The organism is Mesorhizobium sp. M0029 (assembly GCF_040323735.1).
In the GTDB taxonomy this organism is placed as follows: domain Bacteria; phylum Pseudomonadota; class Alphaproteobacteria; order Rhizobiales; family Rhizobiaceae; genus Mesorhizobium.
Genome location: NZ_JAMYVF010000015.1, coordinates 47,546 through 62,653, shown reverse-complemented (window position 1 = coordinate 62,653; position 15,108 = coordinate 47,546). Strand labels below are relative to the sequence as shown.

Annotated in this window: 20 protein-coding genes; 11 read left to right on the top strand and 9 right to left on the bottom strand. The window is 62.8% G+C overall.

Annotation, left to right across the window (positions count from 1 at the left end):
• Positions 1-10: 10 nt before the first annotated feature.
• From lspA to NKJ76_RS22965, 3 genes are read right to left on the bottom strand one after another with little or no spacing between them, the layout of a single operon-like run.
• Positions 11-499 carry a signal peptidase II gene (lspA, locus tag NKJ76_RS22975; RefSeq protein WP_023669760.1) on the bottom strand — a complete coding sequence of 163 codons (489 nt, stop codon included), beginning with the start codon at positions 497-499 and terminating at the stop codon, positions 11-13.
• Complete coding sequence (locus NKJ76_RS22970) at positions 496-1,353, bottom strand: TrmH family RNA methyltransferase (RefSeq protein WP_352538416.1); 858 nt, start codon at positions 1,351-1,353, stop codon at positions 496-498. The genes lspA and NKJ76_RS22970 overlap by 4 nt, the downstream gene beginning before the upstream one ends.
• Positions 1,354-1,387: 34 nt before the next feature.
• The gene (locus NKJ76_RS22965) at positions 1,388-2,470 is read right to left on the bottom strand and encodes an RsmD family RNA methyltransferase (protein WP_352538415.1); all 1,083 of its coding nucleotides are present in this window, start codon (positions 2,468-2,470) and stop codon (positions 1,388-1,390) included.
• Between the two features lie 127 nt (positions 2,471-2,597).
• On the opposite strand from NKJ76_RS22965, the gene NKJ76_RS22960 reads away from it, so the two are divergent.
• The 4 genes from NKJ76_RS22960 to NKJ76_RS22945 all read left to right on the top strand — a co-directional run bounded on the left by NKJ76_RS22960 (position 2,598) and on the right by NKJ76_RS22945 (position 4,763).
• Positions 2,598-3,296: a helix-turn-helix transcriptional regulator gene (locus NKJ76_RS22960; RefSeq protein WP_352538414.1), complete on the top strand. Its 699-nt coding sequence runs from the start codon at positions 2,598-2,600 to the stop codon at positions 3,294-3,296.
• 91 nt (positions 3,297-3,387) lie between these two features.
• Positions 3,388-3,798, top strand: coding sequence for a VOC family protein (locus tag NKJ76_RS22955; RefSeq protein ID WP_023740837.1), 411 nt, complete (start codon positions 3,388-3,390; stop codon positions 3,796-3,798).
• A complete protein-coding gene (locus tag NKJ76_RS22950; RefSeq protein WP_023714121.1) occupies positions 3,795-4,226 on the top strand; it encodes an EVE domain-containing protein in 432 nt (143 codons plus the stop codon). The genes NKJ76_RS22955 and NKJ76_RS22950 overlap by 4 nt, the downstream gene beginning before the upstream one ends.
• 120 nt (positions 4,227-4,346) lie before the next feature.
• Complete coding sequence (locus NKJ76_RS22945) at positions 4,347-4,763, top strand: VOC family protein (protein ID WP_352538413.1); 417 nt, start codon at positions 4,347-4,349, stop codon at positions 4,761-4,763.
• Here the strand turns inward: NKJ76_RS22945 and lhpI are convergent.
• The 4 genes from lhpI to sppA form a co-directional block, all read right to left on the bottom strand.
• Positions 4,753-5,718, bottom strand: a complete 966-nt coding sequence (gene lhpI, locus NKJ76_RS22940) for a bifunctional Delta(1)-pyrroline-2-carboxylate/Delta(1)-piperideine-2-carboxylate reductase (protein ID WP_023704205.1) — start codon at positions 5,716-5,718, stop codon at positions 4,753-4,755. The two genes, NKJ76_RS22945 and lhpI, sit on opposite strands and share 11 nt — an antisense overlap.
• 31 nt (positions 5,719-5,749) lie before the next feature.
• Positions 5,750-6,094 carry a lipopolysaccharide assembly protein LapA domain-containing protein gene (locus NKJ76_RS22935; protein ID WP_023698203.1) on the bottom strand — a complete coding sequence of 115 codons (345 nt, stop codon included), beginning with the start codon at positions 6,092-6,094 and terminating at the stop codon, positions 5,750-5,752.
• Positions 6,095-6,146: 52 nt separating this feature from the next.
• Positions 6,147-6,431 (bottom strand): integration host factor subunit beta, encoded by a 285-nt coding sequence (locus NKJ76_RS22930; protein ID WP_006200394.1) that lies wholly within the window; start codon positions 6,429-6,431, stop codon positions 6,147-6,149.
• A gap of 80 nt (positions 6,432-6,511) precedes the next feature.
• The gene (gene sppA / locus NKJ76_RS22925; protein WP_023820573.1) at positions 6,512-7,468 is read right to left on the bottom strand and encodes a signal peptide peptidase SppA; all 957 of its coding nucleotides are present in this window, start codon (positions 7,466-7,468) and stop codon (positions 6,512-6,514) included.
• Between the two features lie 295 nt (positions 7,469-7,763).
• On the opposite strand from sppA, the gene lptC reads away from it, so the two are divergent.
• The 6 genes from lptC to ptsN all read left to right on the top strand — a co-directional run bounded on the left by lptC (position 7,764) and on the right by ptsN (position 13,158).
• A complete protein-coding gene (gene lptC / locus NKJ76_RS22920; RefSeq protein ID WP_023669748.1) occupies positions 7,764-8,477 on the top strand; it encodes an LPS export ABC transporter periplasmic protein LptC in 714 nt (237 codons plus the stop codon).
• Positions 8,464-9,048 carry an LptA/OstA family protein gene (locus tag NKJ76_RS22915; RefSeq protein ID WP_023683069.1) on the top strand — a complete coding sequence of 195 codons (585 nt, stop codon included), beginning with the start codon at positions 8,464-8,466 and terminating at the stop codon, positions 9,046-9,048. Before lptC ends, NKJ76_RS22915 begins: the two co-directional genes overlap by 14 nt.
• Complete coding sequence (lptB, locus tag NKJ76_RS22910; RefSeq protein WP_023831686.1) at positions 9,045-9,863, top strand: LPS export ABC transporter ATP-binding protein; 819 nt, start codon at positions 9,045-9,047, stop codon at positions 9,861-9,863. Before NKJ76_RS22915 ends, lptB begins: the two co-directional genes overlap by 4 nt.
• Before the next feature lie 213 nt (positions 9,864-10,076).
• Positions 10,077-11,603: an RNA polymerase factor sigma-54 gene (gene rpoN, locus NKJ76_RS22905; protein WP_023683070.1), complete on the top strand. Its 1,527-nt coding sequence runs from the start codon at positions 10,077-10,079 to the stop codon at positions 11,601-11,603.
• A gap of 397 nt (positions 11,604-12,000) precedes the next feature.
• Positions 12,001-12,585 carry a ribosome hibernation-promoting factor, HPF/YfiA family gene (gene hpf / locus NKJ76_RS22900; protein ID WP_352538412.1) on the top strand — a complete coding sequence of 195 codons (585 nt, stop codon included), beginning with the start codon at positions 12,001-12,003 and terminating at the stop codon, positions 12,583-12,585.
• A 108-nt stretch (positions 12,586-12,693) separates the two neighbouring features.
• Entirely contained in the window at positions 12,694-13,158 is a 465-nt protein-coding gene (gene ptsN / locus NKJ76_RS22895; protein WP_023669743.1) for a PTS IIA-like nitrogen regulatory protein PtsN, read from the top strand.
• A 70-nt stretch (positions 13,159-13,228) separates the two neighbouring features.
• On the opposite strand, the gene NKJ76_RS22890 is transcribed toward ptsN, so the two are convergent.
• Together NKJ76_RS22890 and NKJ76_RS22885 are read right to left on the bottom strand one after the other, a co-directional pair.
• Positions 13,229-13,486, bottom strand: a complete 258-nt coding sequence (locus NKJ76_RS22890; protein ID WP_023683072.1) for a BQ00720 family protein — start codon at positions 13,484-13,486, stop codon at positions 13,229-13,231.
• Between the two features lie 64 nt (positions 13,487-13,550).
• The gene (locus NKJ76_RS22885; RefSeq protein WP_023669741.1) at positions 13,551-13,976 is read right to left on the bottom strand and encodes an Hsp20 family protein; all 426 of its coding nucleotides are present in this window, start codon (positions 13,974-13,976) and stop codon (positions 13,551-13,553) included.
• Positions 13,977-14,120: 144 nt separating this feature from the next.
• Between NKJ76_RS22885 and NKJ76_RS22880 the strand changes: the two genes are divergently transcribed.
• Positions 14,121-15,062, top strand: a complete 942-nt coding sequence (locus NKJ76_RS22880; RefSeq protein ID WP_023691960.1) for a nucleoside hydrolase — start codon at positions 14,121-14,123, stop codon at positions 15,060-15,062.
• The last annotated feature ends 46 nt before the right edge of the window (positions 15,063-15,108 follow it).

Here is a 15,108-nt window from a genome sequence, read left to right as displayed (position 1 = left end):
AGTCGGGCCGTCAGGCTTCTGGGCCTTGCGGCTTGGCCTCGCGCCGCCAGCCGATGAACTCGTCGAAGACGACCAGCGCCGCGCCGACCGAAATGAAGGCATCGGCAAGGTTGAAGACGGCGAAGGACCATACCGGCGTGTGGAACAATATATAGTCGATGACGTGGCCGTAGACGGCGCGGTCGATCAGATTGCCGATCGCGCCGCCGATGATCAGGGCAAAGCCGATGCGGGCCAGCACATGGCCGGAGGGCGTGCGCGTCGCCAGATAAAGCACGAAGGCAACGACCACGACCGCGATGACGACCAGGCCGGTGTCGCCGAAGGACGAGAACATCGAGAAGGCGATGCCGGTATTGTAGGTGCGAAACAGCGCCAGGAATGGCACCAGGTCGAGCTTTTCCTGGAAGACGAGGCCGGTCTCGATCAGATGCTTTATCCACTGGTCGAGCGCGATTGCCACCACCACCAGCAGCGCATAGGGAGACCATGATTTCACGATGTGGCGTCCTCGGGGGTAAGTTTCAGCGCGCCGCGCCGGATCTCGAACAGCATGATTCCGGTGGCGACCGCCAAATTGAGTGAATCGGCGCGGCCGGCCTGCGGAATCCGCAGCAGCCGGTCGCAGCTTTCCGCCAGATTGTCGGGCAGGCCCTGCTGCTCATTGCCCATCATCAAGAGCACCGGTCCTCGGGAGAAATCGACCGAGCGGTAGTCGACCGCACCCTTCAGATGGGTGCCGACCACCAGGCCCGAGAAGCTGTTTCGCCAAGCCAGAAATGCTTCCGGCGTCGCCTTGGTCACCGGCACGGCGAAGATCGAGCCCATGGTGGCGCGCACGGTCTCGACAGAAAAAGGATCGGTAGTCTCGCCGACCAGGATAACGCCCTTGGCGCCGACGGCATCGACGGTGCGGATGACGGTGCCGAGATTGCCGGGATCGCGCACCCGGTCGAGCGCCACCCAGACGTCGCCGTCGTGAGCGCGGATGTCTCTTAGCGGCAGCAGTTTTTGCCGGAAGACGCCGACCACCATTTGCGGATTGTCACGGCGGGTGATGGCGACCAGCACTTTTTCGGACACTTCGAGCACGGTGCCGCCGGCGGCAACCGTGCGCGCCGCCACCTTTTCGACCGCCGCATTGCCGCGTCCGGCCTTGGCGAAAACCAGCGTCCTGATCGACCAGCCGAGGTCGAGGGCGTCGATGACCAGCTTCAGCCCTTCGGCCATGAAGGCGTTCTGCTGGTCGCGGAATTTCTTCTGGGCGAGCGCCTTGATGTCCTTGATCAGCGGATTGGCAAGGCTGGTGACTTCCTTGACCTGCCCGGGCGCGCCGGCGTGCCGCTCATTCATTCGGGACTCCCGGGCATTCAGGTCTCCGGGGCATTCAGGCCACCCAGCGCGAAAACAGCGATGTCGACAGCGCCCGCCCGGCGGACTGCTCGCGGATGATCAGTTCGCCTGATTCAACCGTGCCGCCCATGCCGGCAAAGGTGTCGCGCATCAAGGCATGGATGGCGAAGAAGGAGGCGCGGATGGAATAGGCGGTCAGCACTATGGCGACCGGTTTCGGCGTCAGGATCGCGCGGCAAAGGTCGGTCAGGCCGGGCAGGTCCTCGAACAACTGCCAGACCTCGCCCTTGGGTCCGCGGCCATAGGCAGGCGGGTCGAACAGGATGATGTCGTAGCGGCTGCCGCGGCGCTCTTCGCGCTCGGCGAATTTCACTGCATCGTCAACGATCCAGCGGATCGGCTTGCTGCCGAGACCGGCCATTTCTTGGTTTTCGCGCGCCCAGCCGACCGCCTTCTTGGAGGCATCGACATGGGTGACCTCGGCGCCGGCACGGGCGGCTACGAGAGACGCGAGCCCGGTATAGCCGAACAGGTTCAGCACCTTGACCGGGCGCTTGGCCGCCGCGATCAGGCTGGCCATATGGTCCCAGTGCGAAGCCTGCTCGGGGAAGACGCCGACATGGCGAAACGAGGTGAAGCGGCCGAGATAGTCGATGCCGTCATGCTTCATCGGCCAAGTCTCGCCCAGCGGTACCTTCGGGAACCGCCAGCGGCCGATGCCTTCCTCGTCGGTGTCGCCGGTGAAGATGGCGTCGGCTCGGTCCCAGTCCCTGGCGGGCAAGGCCTTTTGCCAGATCGCCTGTCCCTCGGGCCGCACGATGCGGTAGGGGCCGTATTGTTCGAGCTTTTCGCCGGCGCCGCTGTCGAGCAGTGCATAATCCTGATTGGCCGCCACTTCGAGGATCACCGGCAGGCACTCAGTGGGCAGGATGCCTTCGCGACGCGCCAGGATACGGGGGGCTGGCTTCGGATCAGACCGGTCGTCCGGTTTTGTTTCGTGGCGTTGCTGTCTGGCTTCGGGTCGGACTGGTACGGTGCCCGGCTGCGGCCGCGCCTGTTCGGTCCTGCCCTTTGCGGGCGGACGGTTGTCGCGGCGTTTGTCGCGAAAGGACTTCAAGCAGGAGCGTCTCCGGAGGCGGCAGGCCGCTTTTGACATAGGGTCACCGGCTGCGCAAACAAAATGGTCCAGCGTGCGAATGTCTGAGGTGGTGGACCTCGCTGAGGAAACAGGCAAATCTGGAATCATGTCCCGTTCCGAACGCCTGCTCGACTTGATCCAGATCCTGCGCCGGCATCGCCGGCCGGTGAGCGGTCGCACGCTTGCCGGCGAGATGGACGTTTCGATCCGAACGCTCTACCGCGACATTGCCACGCTGCAGGGGCAAGGCGCGCCGATCGAGGGCGAGGCTGGGCTGGGCTATGTGCTGAAACCCGGCTTCATGCTGCCGCCGCTGATGTTCACTGACGAGGAGATCGAGGCCATCGTTCTGGGATCGCGTTGGGTTGCCAGACAACCGGACAAGCGGCTGTCGGCCGCCGCCACCGACGCGCTGGCCAAGATTGCCGCTGTGCTGCCGGATGATCTGCGCGAGGACCTCGATGCGACCGCGCTTTTGGTCGGGCCGCACGGCGATGCTGTCGAAAGCATCGACCTTGGCCTGGTGCGCCAGGCGATCCGCAACGAGAGAAAACTCGGCTTTCTTTACCGCGACGCCGGCGGCGCCGCCTCCGAGCGCTTGATCTGGCCATTCGCGCTCGGCTTTTTCGACAAGGTGCGGGTGGTGGTGGCCTGGTGCGAGACGCGGCAGGATTTCAGACATTTTCGCGCCGACCGGATGTCTCGGCTCAACACCACGGATCTCCGTTATCCGCGTCGTCGACAGGCTCTTCTGAAGGAATGGCGCGCGACGCTGGACGCACCGAAGCGCCAGCCTGGCGCTTAATGCTCCTTTCCACGCCCTCGCAAGCCGCTGCTGCCAGAATCTGACAGTGGGGTCACCTATGCTCCTCCAATCGAAACCCTGGAGAGCAGACATGAACACCCCCAATTTCGTCATCCTTTATGTCGACAGCCCGGAGCGGAGCGGCGCCTTCTACGGTGCGCTGCTGGGACGCCAGCCGGTGGAGACGTCGCCGACCTTCGTGCTGTTCGTGCTCGACAATGGCTTCAAGCTCGGCCTGTGGTCGCGCCACACCGTGGAGCCGGCGGCCGCAGCCGCGGGCGGCGGTGCGGAGCTCGTCTTCGCGTTGGACCGGCCTGATGCGGTGGACGCCGCTTACACGGACTGGGCAGGACGCGGCTTGACCATTCTGCAGACGCCGACCGACATGGACTTCGGCCGCACCTTCGTTGCGCTCGATCCCGACGAGCACCGGCTGCGCGTCTACTGGCTGAACGACGGAGAACAGGCCAATGGGGAACAGGCCAATGGAGAACAGAAATGAGTGCCCACTGGATCGCGGTCGCTTCCGCCGAACATGTCCGGCGCGGCCGCGAGGCCGGCTTCATGCAGGTCAACCACGGCAAGGCGGCACCTTTGCGCCGCATCAAGCCCGGCGACGGCATCATCTACTACTCGCCGACCACAATTCTGCGCGAGAAGGACGGCCTGCAGGCTTTCACGGCAATCGGCACCGTGCGCGAAGGCGAGCCTTACCAGGGCGACATGGGCGGTGGCTTCACGCCGTTCCGCAGGGATGTCGAATGGGCCAAGGCCGAGGAGGCGCCGATCAAGCCGCTGCTCGAGCAGCTCGACTTCACCGCGGGCAAATCGAACTGGGGTTATCAACTGCGCTTTGGCCTGTTCGAAATTACGGCGCATGATTTCGCGCTGATCGCCGAGGCGATGGGCGCTGCCATGAAGGCAGGCTGAAGCATCCAGCCGCCGGATCGGCAAGGCACCGTGACAAGGCTGCTGACACCAAGTTGTCAGCAGCCTTGTGCGACAAGCGATTGTCTTCAGATAGCGTCGCGCTTGCCCCAGGAGAATAAGATGGACTTCGTCTCGATCCGCATCATTACCGATCAGATCAAGCCCTTGGTGGCATTCTACGACACCGGGCTTACCGCAACCTGGTTCACAGACGATTTCGCCGAACTGGCAACGCCGTCCTGCACACTGGCGATCGGCAGCACCCGCACGCTGGCCCTGTTCGGAACTGATGTGGCGCAGCCGGCCTCCAATCGCTCAGCGATCATCGAGTTTCGCGTCGCCGATGTTGATGCTGAGTACAGCAGGCTGGCGAAAATTATCGGCGATTTCGTACAGACGCCGACGACGATGCCATGGGGTAACCGGTCGCTGCTGCTGCGCGATCCCGATGGCAATCTGGTGAACTTCTTCACCCCGGTCAGCGCGGAAGCGATCAGGAAGTTCGATCGCAGAACCGGCGCAGACGCTACTGCTTGAGCGCGTTGTAGACGGCAATGCCGGCGGCAAGGTCCTCAAGCGCGGCGCCGACCGACTTGAACAGCGTGACCTCAGTGGGGCTCTGCCGGCCCTGTTTTTCCCCGCGCGCCAGCTCATGCAGATCGGCGACGATGGCTTCCGGCTTCAGCACGCCGGAGGCGAGCGGCTGGACGATGTCGCCGGCTTCCTTGGTGGCGCCGGCGCGGGTGTCGACATAGACGCTGGCGCGCGCGATCGCGTCGTCGTCGCTTTCGCGCATGGTCGGCGTGAAGCCGCCGACCAGATCGACATGCGCGCCCGGCTTGAGCAGCGCACCCTTGACCAGCGGCGTCGTCGTGATCGTCGCCGATGAGACGATGTCGGCCTCGGCGAGTTCGGCGTCGAGATCGCTTGCGGCCTCGGCGCTGAAACCGTCCGCGCGCAAATCAGCCGCGACCTTTTCGGCATTGGCGGGCGTGCGGTTCCAGATGCGGATGGTCTTGATCGGCCGCACCGCGGAGTGCGCCTTGGCGAGGAACGGCGACAGCGCGCCGGCGCCGACCACCAGAAGCCGCGATGCGTCCTCGCGGGCGAGATAGGAGGCCGCCACCGCCGAGGCGCAAGCGGTGCGCCACTGTGTCAGCCGTTGGCCGTCGATCAGCGCTTCGGGCTCGCCGGTGGCGCCGTTGAGCAGGAGGTAGAGCCCCATTACCGCCGGTTTGCCGATGGCGTTGTTGTCGGGCGATACGGTGACGATCTTGACGCCGATATGACCCCCGACCGACGTGCCGGCCGCATGGAAGTCGGTCCACGCCGGCATCAAAAGCAGCGTGGATGTGGCACCGTCGGGCCGCTCGACCCCGTGATGATGGCGGACGGGTTGCACAGCACCCTCGCGGAAGGCCGCGCGCAATGTCTCGACCAGCCCGGGAAAGGTCAGCGCCTGGTCGACAGCGTCGGCCGAAATGGTCAGCATGCAAAACTCCGCGAAGATAAAAGCGCCGGCTTCAGGCCGTTGGCTTCGGCAGCGCCGGCCCCTGGCCCGAGCCTTGCGGTGCGGCGGGTACCCGGCTGACCGCCTGGCGCAAATTCTCGGCCTCGACGCCGCGCTGGCGCGCCAGCTTGCGGTAGCGGCCCTGCTTGACCCAGGTCGCCAGGCTGCCGACGACCATGCCGATGGCGAGCGCCACGAACAGGAAGATGAACAGCGGCAAGGTCAGCGTCAGTTTCGGATTGCCGGGGTTGAACGGGTCGAGCGTGAAGGCGACCAGCTCGCGGTTGGCGACGGCCAGCGCAATCAGGATGACGGCGAGCGGCACGAAGACCACGATAAGTATGAAGCGGTTCAACATAGAGATTCCCTGGAGAAGGCAGGCCTTGATAAGGTCGGCGCGTGGTCCGCGCCTACTTGCCGCCATTCAGCCTTTCACGCAATTCCTTTCCGGTCTTGAAGAACGGCACCCACTTCTCCTCGACCTCGACGGATTCGCCGGTGCGCGGGTTGCGGCCGGTGCGGGCAGGGCGATTCTTCACCGAAAAAGCGCCGAAGCCACGCAACTCGACCCGATTGCCTTCCGCCAGGGCATCGGTGATCTCGTCGAAGATCGCTCCCACGATGTTTTCGACGTCGCGCAGGAAAAGATGCGGGTTGCGCGTGGCAATGATCTGCACAAGCTCGGATTTGATCATCAGAAAGGTCCCCGTGAAAGCGCTGCGGTCAAATTATCAGGATGATTTTATTTGCTTTTTTACTCGCCCCAACCGGCAGATCAAGGGTGCCAGACGGAAACGAGACCGTCAAGAAACAAGCGATCCGCGCCAATTTCGTGAAGCACGTCGCTGCCGGCCTCCGACAGGCCGAGCGCGCTGCCGACGCTGCGCGCTATTGCTTTCGAGAACAGGAAGCCGCCACGCCGCTCGGTGTCCTTCCATTCCACCACCTTGAGCTTGGCGTCGACACCCTTGGTCGCCAGCCAGTCGATCGCCACGCTCTCGCCGCCGACAGCGTCGATCAGACCGTTGGCAAGGCCTTGGCGGCCGGTGAAGATCGAGCCGTCGGCAAGGGCCAGTGCCTGATCGCGGGTCATTTTGCGGCGCTCGGCGACGATGCCGACGAACCAGTCATAGCTGTCGAGGATGAGCTTGCGGACCATGGCTCGCTCGTCTTCATTGGTCGGCTTGAAGGGCGAGGGCGATGCCTTCAGCGGCGAAGATTTCACTTCCTCGAGCTTGATGCCGACCTTGTCCATCAGACCGCTGACATCGGGATACTGGATGAGCACACCGATCGAGCCGACGATCGACGTCTTGCGGGCAACGATATGGTCGCTGGCACTGGCGATCATGTAGCCGGCCGATGCGGCCAGCGTGCCGACCTCGGCCACCACCGGCTTGTCGGCGGCAAGCTTGCGCACCTCCTCGTAGATCGATTCGCCGCCGACCGTGGTGCCGCCGGGCGAATCGATCGCCAGGATGACGCCCTTGACCTGCGAGGACGTGCGGATGGTTTCCAGCCGCTTGATCAGTTCCTCGTCCTCGGTGATTGTGCCTTCGATCCTGACCTTGGCGATGTGGTCGACGGAAGAACCGCCGAGGTCGCCGCCATAGAACCAGCTTGCAAGCGCAATCACCCCAAGGGCCACGACGGCAATGGCGGCGCCGCGCCAGAAGGTCAGCTTGCGCCGCAAGCGGCGGCGGTCGATCAGGTCGTCGGCTCTCAGTGCCATGGTCTGCCTCACAGTCGGTGGGAAGCGATGCTTTTAAAGCAAGCGTCCGCGCCCGGCTACCTCTTCCTCAAGGGCCTGCGACGAAGCGACCTTCACGACGGAGGCATTTCAGGAAAAAATGACGCGGCGCGTTCGTTTCTGCTATGAAGTGACGAAATTGTGTCGCCTGAGTTCCGTCTGTAAAACAGCGGCCGTCACATTTTTGCGGTTTTCCTCCGCTTGTGCTTGCTTGCGGGGGCCGGCAACCCACCTATAGCAGGTGTTTTGGCGGACAAGGGTTTATTAGAAGTCAGTCATGCTTGCGCGATCGAACGAACCGACCAATGCCGATGCGGCCTTGGCGCCCACGGCGCCAGCGGGCACGCGCGGCGACGCCTTCGACCGCGCCCAGCGCCACTCGCGCCGCGTGCGCGTGCTTAAGTTTGCCGTGCCGGTGCTTGCCGCCGGGATCGCGGTTGCGTTTCCGGTCTATTCCTATCTGGCGGCGCCGATCAACATTTCGATACAGGCAGACGGCACCGCTTTCGCGGATGGCAAGCTGGTGATGGCCAATCCGAAGCTCAACGGCTTCACCAAGGACAAGCTGCCCTATTCGCTGACGGCCTTGCGCGCCATCCAGGATGTCGGCAAGCAGGACATCATCGAACTCGAAGGCATCCATGCCAAATTGCCGCTGACGGCCGACAATGTGGCGACCGTCGACGCCAAGCGCGGGATCTACAACAGAAACGCCAACACGATGGACATGACCAGCGACGTTACCGTCACCACCACCGACGGCGTCGCTGCCATCTTCAAATCGGTCTTCCTCGATATGGGCAAAGGCTCTATGAAGACAGGTGATGCGGTCGATGTCAGCCGTAACGGCTCGCGGATCACCGCGGGTTCAATGTCGGTCGAAGACAATGGCAAGGTCATCGTTTTCGAGAACAAGGTAAGCGTTCACATCGATCCGGCCACTATGAAGGCGGCAGAGGCAAAGAGCGGAGAAACGAATGCGTCCCAGTAATTCGGCACGGCTTGTCGCCGCAGCTTCGGCCTTGCTGTTGCTGGGTATGGCGCCGTCCTGGGCTCAGTCCAGCGCCAGCAGCCAGTCCGGGCTCAAACTGTCGGGCGACCAGCCGATCCAGATCGAGAGCGACAAACTTGAGGTCCGCCAAGCCGACAGCATGGCGCTGTTCAGCGGCAACGTCACCGTCACGCAAGGGCCAACGCTGCTCAAGGCCGGCAGCATGGAGGTCTACTACGTCAAGGACCCCAACGCCGCCAAAGGTGCTGCCGCCGGCGCTTCGGCGATGACCGGTTCGGCCAATATCGACCATCTGGTGGTCAAGAACAAAGTCTACATCAAGTCGAATGACCAGATCGCCACCGGCGACAACGCCACGTTCGACATGAAGACGCAGGTGCTTGTTCTGTCGGGCAAGGAGGTCGTCTTGTCCCAAGGACCCAACGTCCTCAAGGGCTGCAAGCTCACCGTGCAGATGAAAAGCGGCCTGGCTCAGGTCGATGGCTGCGGCGGGCGCGTCATCATGTCGATGACGCCGCCGCCGAAATCCGAGGCCCCGAAGCCCGAATGACTGGCGTATCTTCGCTGCTGACCCGCCTTCCGGGACGGGCGGCCAGTAAACTTGCTGCACCGGCCACAGTCACCGTCGATTCCGCGAAGTTCAAGGGGACCCTGATCGCCAAGGGTCTGACCAAGAGCTACAAGGGCCGCAAGGTGGTCAGCGGTGTCACCATCGGCGTGCGCGCCGGCGAGGCTGTCGGGCTGCTCGGGCCGAACGGCGCCGGCAAGACCACCTGTTTCTACATGGTCACCGGCTTGGTGCCGGTCGATGAGGGCACGATCGAGATCGACGGTTTCGACGTCACCTCGATGCCGATGTACCGCCGCGCCCGCCTCGGCATCGGCTATTTGCCGCAGGAAGCCTCGATCTTCCGCGGCCTGAATGTCGAGCAGAACATCCGCGCCGTGCTCGAAGTGGTTGAGAAGGACCGCAAGGTGCGCGAGCGCAATCTCGACGAACTGCTCGAGGAATTTCACATCAGCCATCTGCGCAAGTCGCCGTCCATGTCGCTGTCGGGTGGCGAGCGGCGGCGTCTTGAGATCGCCCGCGCTTTGGCGACGCGCCCGGCCTACATGCTGCTCGACGAGCCGTTCGCCGGCATCGACCCGATTGCCGTCGCCGACATCCAGCAGCTGGTTCGTCATCTAACGGCGCGCGGCATCGGCGTGCTGATTACCGACCACAATGTGCGCGAAACGCTCGGCCTCATCGACCGCGCCTACATCATCCATGCCGGCCAGGTGCTGACTCATGGCCGTGCCGACGAGGTGGTGGCGAACTCCGATGTGCGCCGGCTCTACCTCGGCGAAGGTTTCACGCTCTGAGCGTGAAATTTGTTTCCTGACGTGATTTTTGCCGCCCCGCCGGGCTTTTTTCTCCGATTTTGCGTGAGATAATGCTTCGGTAGGGCCTTTTGCCATCGTTCGCCTTGACAAGCAAAAGCCGGGCCAGTTTCTATGGAAGGTCGGAAAAATTCATTTTCCGGCAGCTTCTGATGTGTAGGCTTCCGGGTGCAGAAGGGCGTTTGAAACCGAACCATGGCGTTGGCGGCGAAACTACAGCTACGACAATCCCAGTCGCTGGTGATGACGCCGCAGCTGATGCAGTCGATCAGGCTGTTGCAGCTCACCCATGTCGAGCTCGACCACTTCATCGACGACGAGATCGAGCGCAATCCGCTGCTGGAGCGCGCCGAGCCCCAGGATGACGCCGCAAGCGACCAGGTGCAGAAGGGCGATGCCGCTCCTGAGCCTGCCGCCGATGGCGACTGGTTCGAAAACGAGACGGCGTGGAGCGCCGAAGCGATCTCCGACAAGCTCGACAGCTCGCTGGAAAATCTGTTCCCCGACGATCCCGGCACCAGCGAGCGGCTCGGCCCGGACCTGACGGCGCAGTGGAAGTCGGCCACCGGCAATAGTTCGTCCGGTTCTTCCGAAGGCTTCGATGTCGGCGACATGGCAGCCGCGGCGATCACGCTGCGCCAGCATGTTGGCGAGCAGATCGCGCTTGCCTTTGCCGATCCGGCCGCAAGGCTGATCGCAGCCGAACTGGCCGACGGCCTGGACGAGGCCGGCTATCTGCGCGCCGATCCCGCCGAGATCGCCAAACGGCTCGGCGCCGATCAGGCGATGGTGGCCAATGTGCTGGCAGCCTGCCACACATTCGAGCCGGTCGGCCTGTTTGCGCGCGACCTTGCCGAATGCCTGTCGCTGCAGCTTGCCATGCGCGATCGTCTCGATCCGGCGATGAAGACGCTGATCGGCAACCTAGAACTCCTGGCGCGGCGCGATTTCCAGACGCTGAAGCGGCTTTGCGGGGTCGACGAGGAGGATCTCCTCGACATGCTGGCTGAAATCCGCGCGCTCGACCCGCGCCCGGGCATGGCGTTTTCGGGCGGCGCCAGCGACGCCATCGTCGCCGATGTCGAAGTCCGCGCCGCCAATGACGGTAGCTGGACGGTCGAGCTCAATGCCGAGACGCTGCCGCGCGTGCTTGTCGATCACATCTATTTCGCCCAGGTCTCGCCGCATGCGAAGAATCAGGCGGAGAAGGATTTCCTGGCCGAATGCCTGCAGAATGCCAACTGGCTGACGCGCAGTCTCGACCAGCGGGCAAAGACGATCCTGAAAGTGGCGTCGGAAATCGTGCGCCAGCAGGACGCTTTTCTCGTCCATGGCGTGCGCCAGCTCAGGCCGCTCAACCTGCGCACGGTGGCCGATGCCATCGGCATGCATGAATCGACCGTCAGCCGGGTGACGGCCAACAAATACATGCTGACGCCGCGTGGCGTGTTCGAGCTGCGTTATTTCTTCACGGCTTCGATCGCGGCGTCGGGCGGCGGTGATGCGCATTCCTCGGAAGCGGTGCGCGACCGCATCAAGCAGCTGATCGACGAGGAAAAGCCCGCCGATGTGCTGTCCGATGACGCAATCGTCGATATGTTGAAGGAAAGCGGCGTCGATATTGCCCGGCGCACGGTGGCCAAGTACCGGGAGGGTATGAATATTCCCTCGTCGGTGCAGCGGCGGCGTGAAAAGCGCGCTCTGGCGAGCGCGGGGCGCTAGGTCTGCTTGCCCGGCAAGGCTTTTGCTATGGCTGGATTCCACAACTTTCCGACCTTAAAGCGCATCGCGCTGAAACGGATTCATACGACGCGCTTTAAGTCTTTGTTTTGATGCATGTCGTTGTCCCAGAACCGCAGCGCACTTCTGGGCGACATGCATTAATTGACAAGCTGCAATGAAGTGTCTAGAAGCCCGCCCGCATGAGACGGGCTCGCGGCCCGCATGCGGATGGTCCGTCACGATGAAGGCCACGGGACGGCCAAGAAGGCGGATTGTGATCAACCGGAAAGTTCGGATCTAAAATCGGCGCGAGTTGACGCCGCAAAGCTTGTGCGCACGGATCACGAGTATAAACTCTGGCCAGTTTGAAGCCTGAGCAAGGAAGGTCAGTTTTCAGATGAAATTGCGCATATCGGGTAAACACATGGATATCGGCGATGCGTTGCGTACGCGCATTACCGATCGTGTCGGCGAGGCGATTGGAAAATATTTCGATCGCGGTTTTTCAGGGCACGTCACGGTCATCAAATCGGGGTCGCGTTACTCGGCCGATTGCATGATCAGGCTGGATTCCGGCGCTTCGCTGCAGGCAACCGGCGATTCCCAGGATGCGACACTTGCCTTCGAGGCGGCCGCGGACCGCCTCGAAACCAGGCTGCGGCGCTACAAACGCCGTCTGAAATCGCACAATTCAGGCAATGGAAATGGCGAAATCACCGACATCGCCTATACGGTAATGGCGCCGCTGACCGATGACGATGAGGACATTCCGGAGGACTACGCCCCGGCCATCGTCGCCGAATCAACCATGACGCTGCAGACCATGTCGGTGGCGTCGGCGGTTATCGAACTCGACACCAAGGACAGCCCGGTTTTCGTATTCCGCAACGCCGGAAACGACCACCTCAACATCGTCTATCGGCGGCCGGACGGAAATATCGGCTGGATCGACCCGTCGACGACCAAAGTCGCACAGGCGTGACGACAACGACAATGGTCGCACAGGTGACGGCAATGGTCGCACAGGGATAATAGCCAGCCGCGCGAGGGGCGAGGACTGGCGACGGCAGGCGAATAAGGGATTTCAAATATGGATCTGAGCGATCTTCTCAACGTTCCGGCGATCTTGCCGGCGTTGAAGGCGAACTCCAAAAAGCAGCTTCTGCAGTTGCTGTCCGAGAGAGCGGCGGCGATTTCCGGCATTCCGGAGCGCGAAGTGTTCGACACCATCCTGCAGCGCGAACGGCTGGGCTCCACCGGCGTCGGCAACGGCATCGCCATTCCGCACGGCAAGCTCGCCGGGGTGAAGCGCATCGCCGGCGTCTTTGCCCGGCTGGAGACGCCGGTCGATTTCGAGGCCTTGGATGACCAGCCGGTTGATCTGGTGTTTTTGCTGCTGGCCCCGGAAGGCGCCGGCGCCGATCACCTCAAGGCACTGTCGCGCATCGCCAGGGTTTTGCGCGACGCCGACACGGTGGCCAAGATCAGAGGCACGCGCGACGCGGTCGCCATCCACGCACTGCTTTCGGACACGCAGGCCTCGCACGCCGCCTGAAGTTCTTCGGATTAAGTCTTCCAGGGGCCGCCGAAGGCGGCCCTCTCCATTTCAACCGCCAGCAGTCGCCTTAGTGAATGGCGACAGTGGTCAGGTCGTTTTCCATGGCGCCGGCCAAAGCCCGGTCTTTCGCATCCGAAAGCAGGATCGGCTGGCCGTTGGCGGCAAACAGGGCCCACAGGACCATACCAGGCGCTATTTCGCCGAGGTTGGGGAAGCGCCCGAGCAGCTCGTCGCTCGAGACCTTGCGGAGATAAGCGACCGAGCCTTCGCCGAGATGGGCGAATTCGCCGCTGGTCATGGTGATGGTTTCGTCAGTTCTGGTCATTTCAAGCCTCCTTGGCGCGAGGACGCCGCTCAAGGCCATCCCGCATGAGAGCCATCGGTAAAGATCAGTCTTTCACCGATATATTTATTTTCCGTACCAGCCGTTCGGTATCCGGCCGATCGAGATCGATCGACAAAAGGCCGTTCTTCAGTTCCGCTGCGATCACCCGCATGCCGTCGGCCAGCACGAAACAGCGCTGGAACTGGCGCGCGGCGATGCCGCGGTGGAGGAATTCGCGCTCGGTGTCGTCGGTTTGACGGCCGCGCACGACCAACTGGTTTTCCTCCGTGGTGACATCGAGATCGCTTTCGGCGAAACCCGCGACAGCCAGCGTAATGCGCAGCCTTTCGGCCTTGCCGTCAGCACCGCTGAGGCGCTCGATGTTGTAGGGAGGATAACTGTCACCGGATTTCGCCAGTCGTTCCAGGGTCTTTTCCATGGCATCGAAACCAAGGAGAAGCGGGCTGGAGAAGGGCGTCATTCGGCTCATGTTACACTGTCCTCTTTGGAGCGACATAAACTGGAAAAACCCGGATGGCATTTTTCCCGATGGTCTTGATATGGTCCGCGCCGCGGCCAAGTTCAAGCCGCCGAACACCCCCGCCAAAAAGACTCCCCCGCATAAGGAAATGAAATGCCCCAGACCCGCAAGATCATCATCGACACGGATCCCGGCCAGGACGATGCCGTCGCCATATTGCTGGCGCTCGGCAGCGCCGAGCTGGAGATCGTCGGCATCTCTGCTGTTGCCGGCAACGTGCCGCTGAAATTGACCGAAAAGAACGCCAGGAAAATCTGCGAACTGGCCGGCCGGCCCGACATCAAGGTCTATGCAGGCGCCATCCGCCCGTTGGCGCGCGAGCTGGTCACCGCCGAGGAAGTGCATGGCAAGACCGGCCTCAACGGCCCGCAACTGCCCGATCCGAAGATGAAGCTGCAGGGCCAGTATGCGGTCGACTTCATCGTCGAGACGCTGATGAAGGAAGAGGCCGGCACGATCACGCTGTGCGCGCTCGGCCCGCTCACCAATGTCGCGCTGGCGCTGATCCGTGAGCCGAAGATCGCGCCGCGCATCAAGGAAATCGTACTGATGGGCGGCGGTTTCTTCGAAGGCGGCAATGTCACGCCGACCGCAGAATTCAACATCTATGTCGATCCGCAAGCCGCCGACCTGGTGTTCAAATCCGGCATTCCGATCGTCATGATGCCGCTCGACGTCACCCACAAGGCGCTGACCACGGCCAAGCGCACGCAGGCCATCCGCCAGCTCGGCACCCGGGTCGGCACCGCGACGGCCGAGATGCTGGAGTTCTTCGAGCGCTTCGACGAGGAGAAATACGGCACCGATGGCGGCCCGCTGCACGACCCGTGCGTCATCGCCTATCTGTTGAAGCCGGAGCTGTTCAAGGGCCGCAACTGCAACGTCACCGTGGAAACCACCTCCGAGCTCACCATGGGCATGACCGTCATCGACTGGTGGGGCGTGACCAAGCGGCCGAAGAACGCCATGGTGATGCGCGACATCGACCATGACGCCTTTTTTGCGCTGCTGGTGGAGAGGCTGGGGCGGCTTTAAGCCTGCCTTGACGCAGATCGTTCGCCCAGGGCCTAGCGCCTCTGGG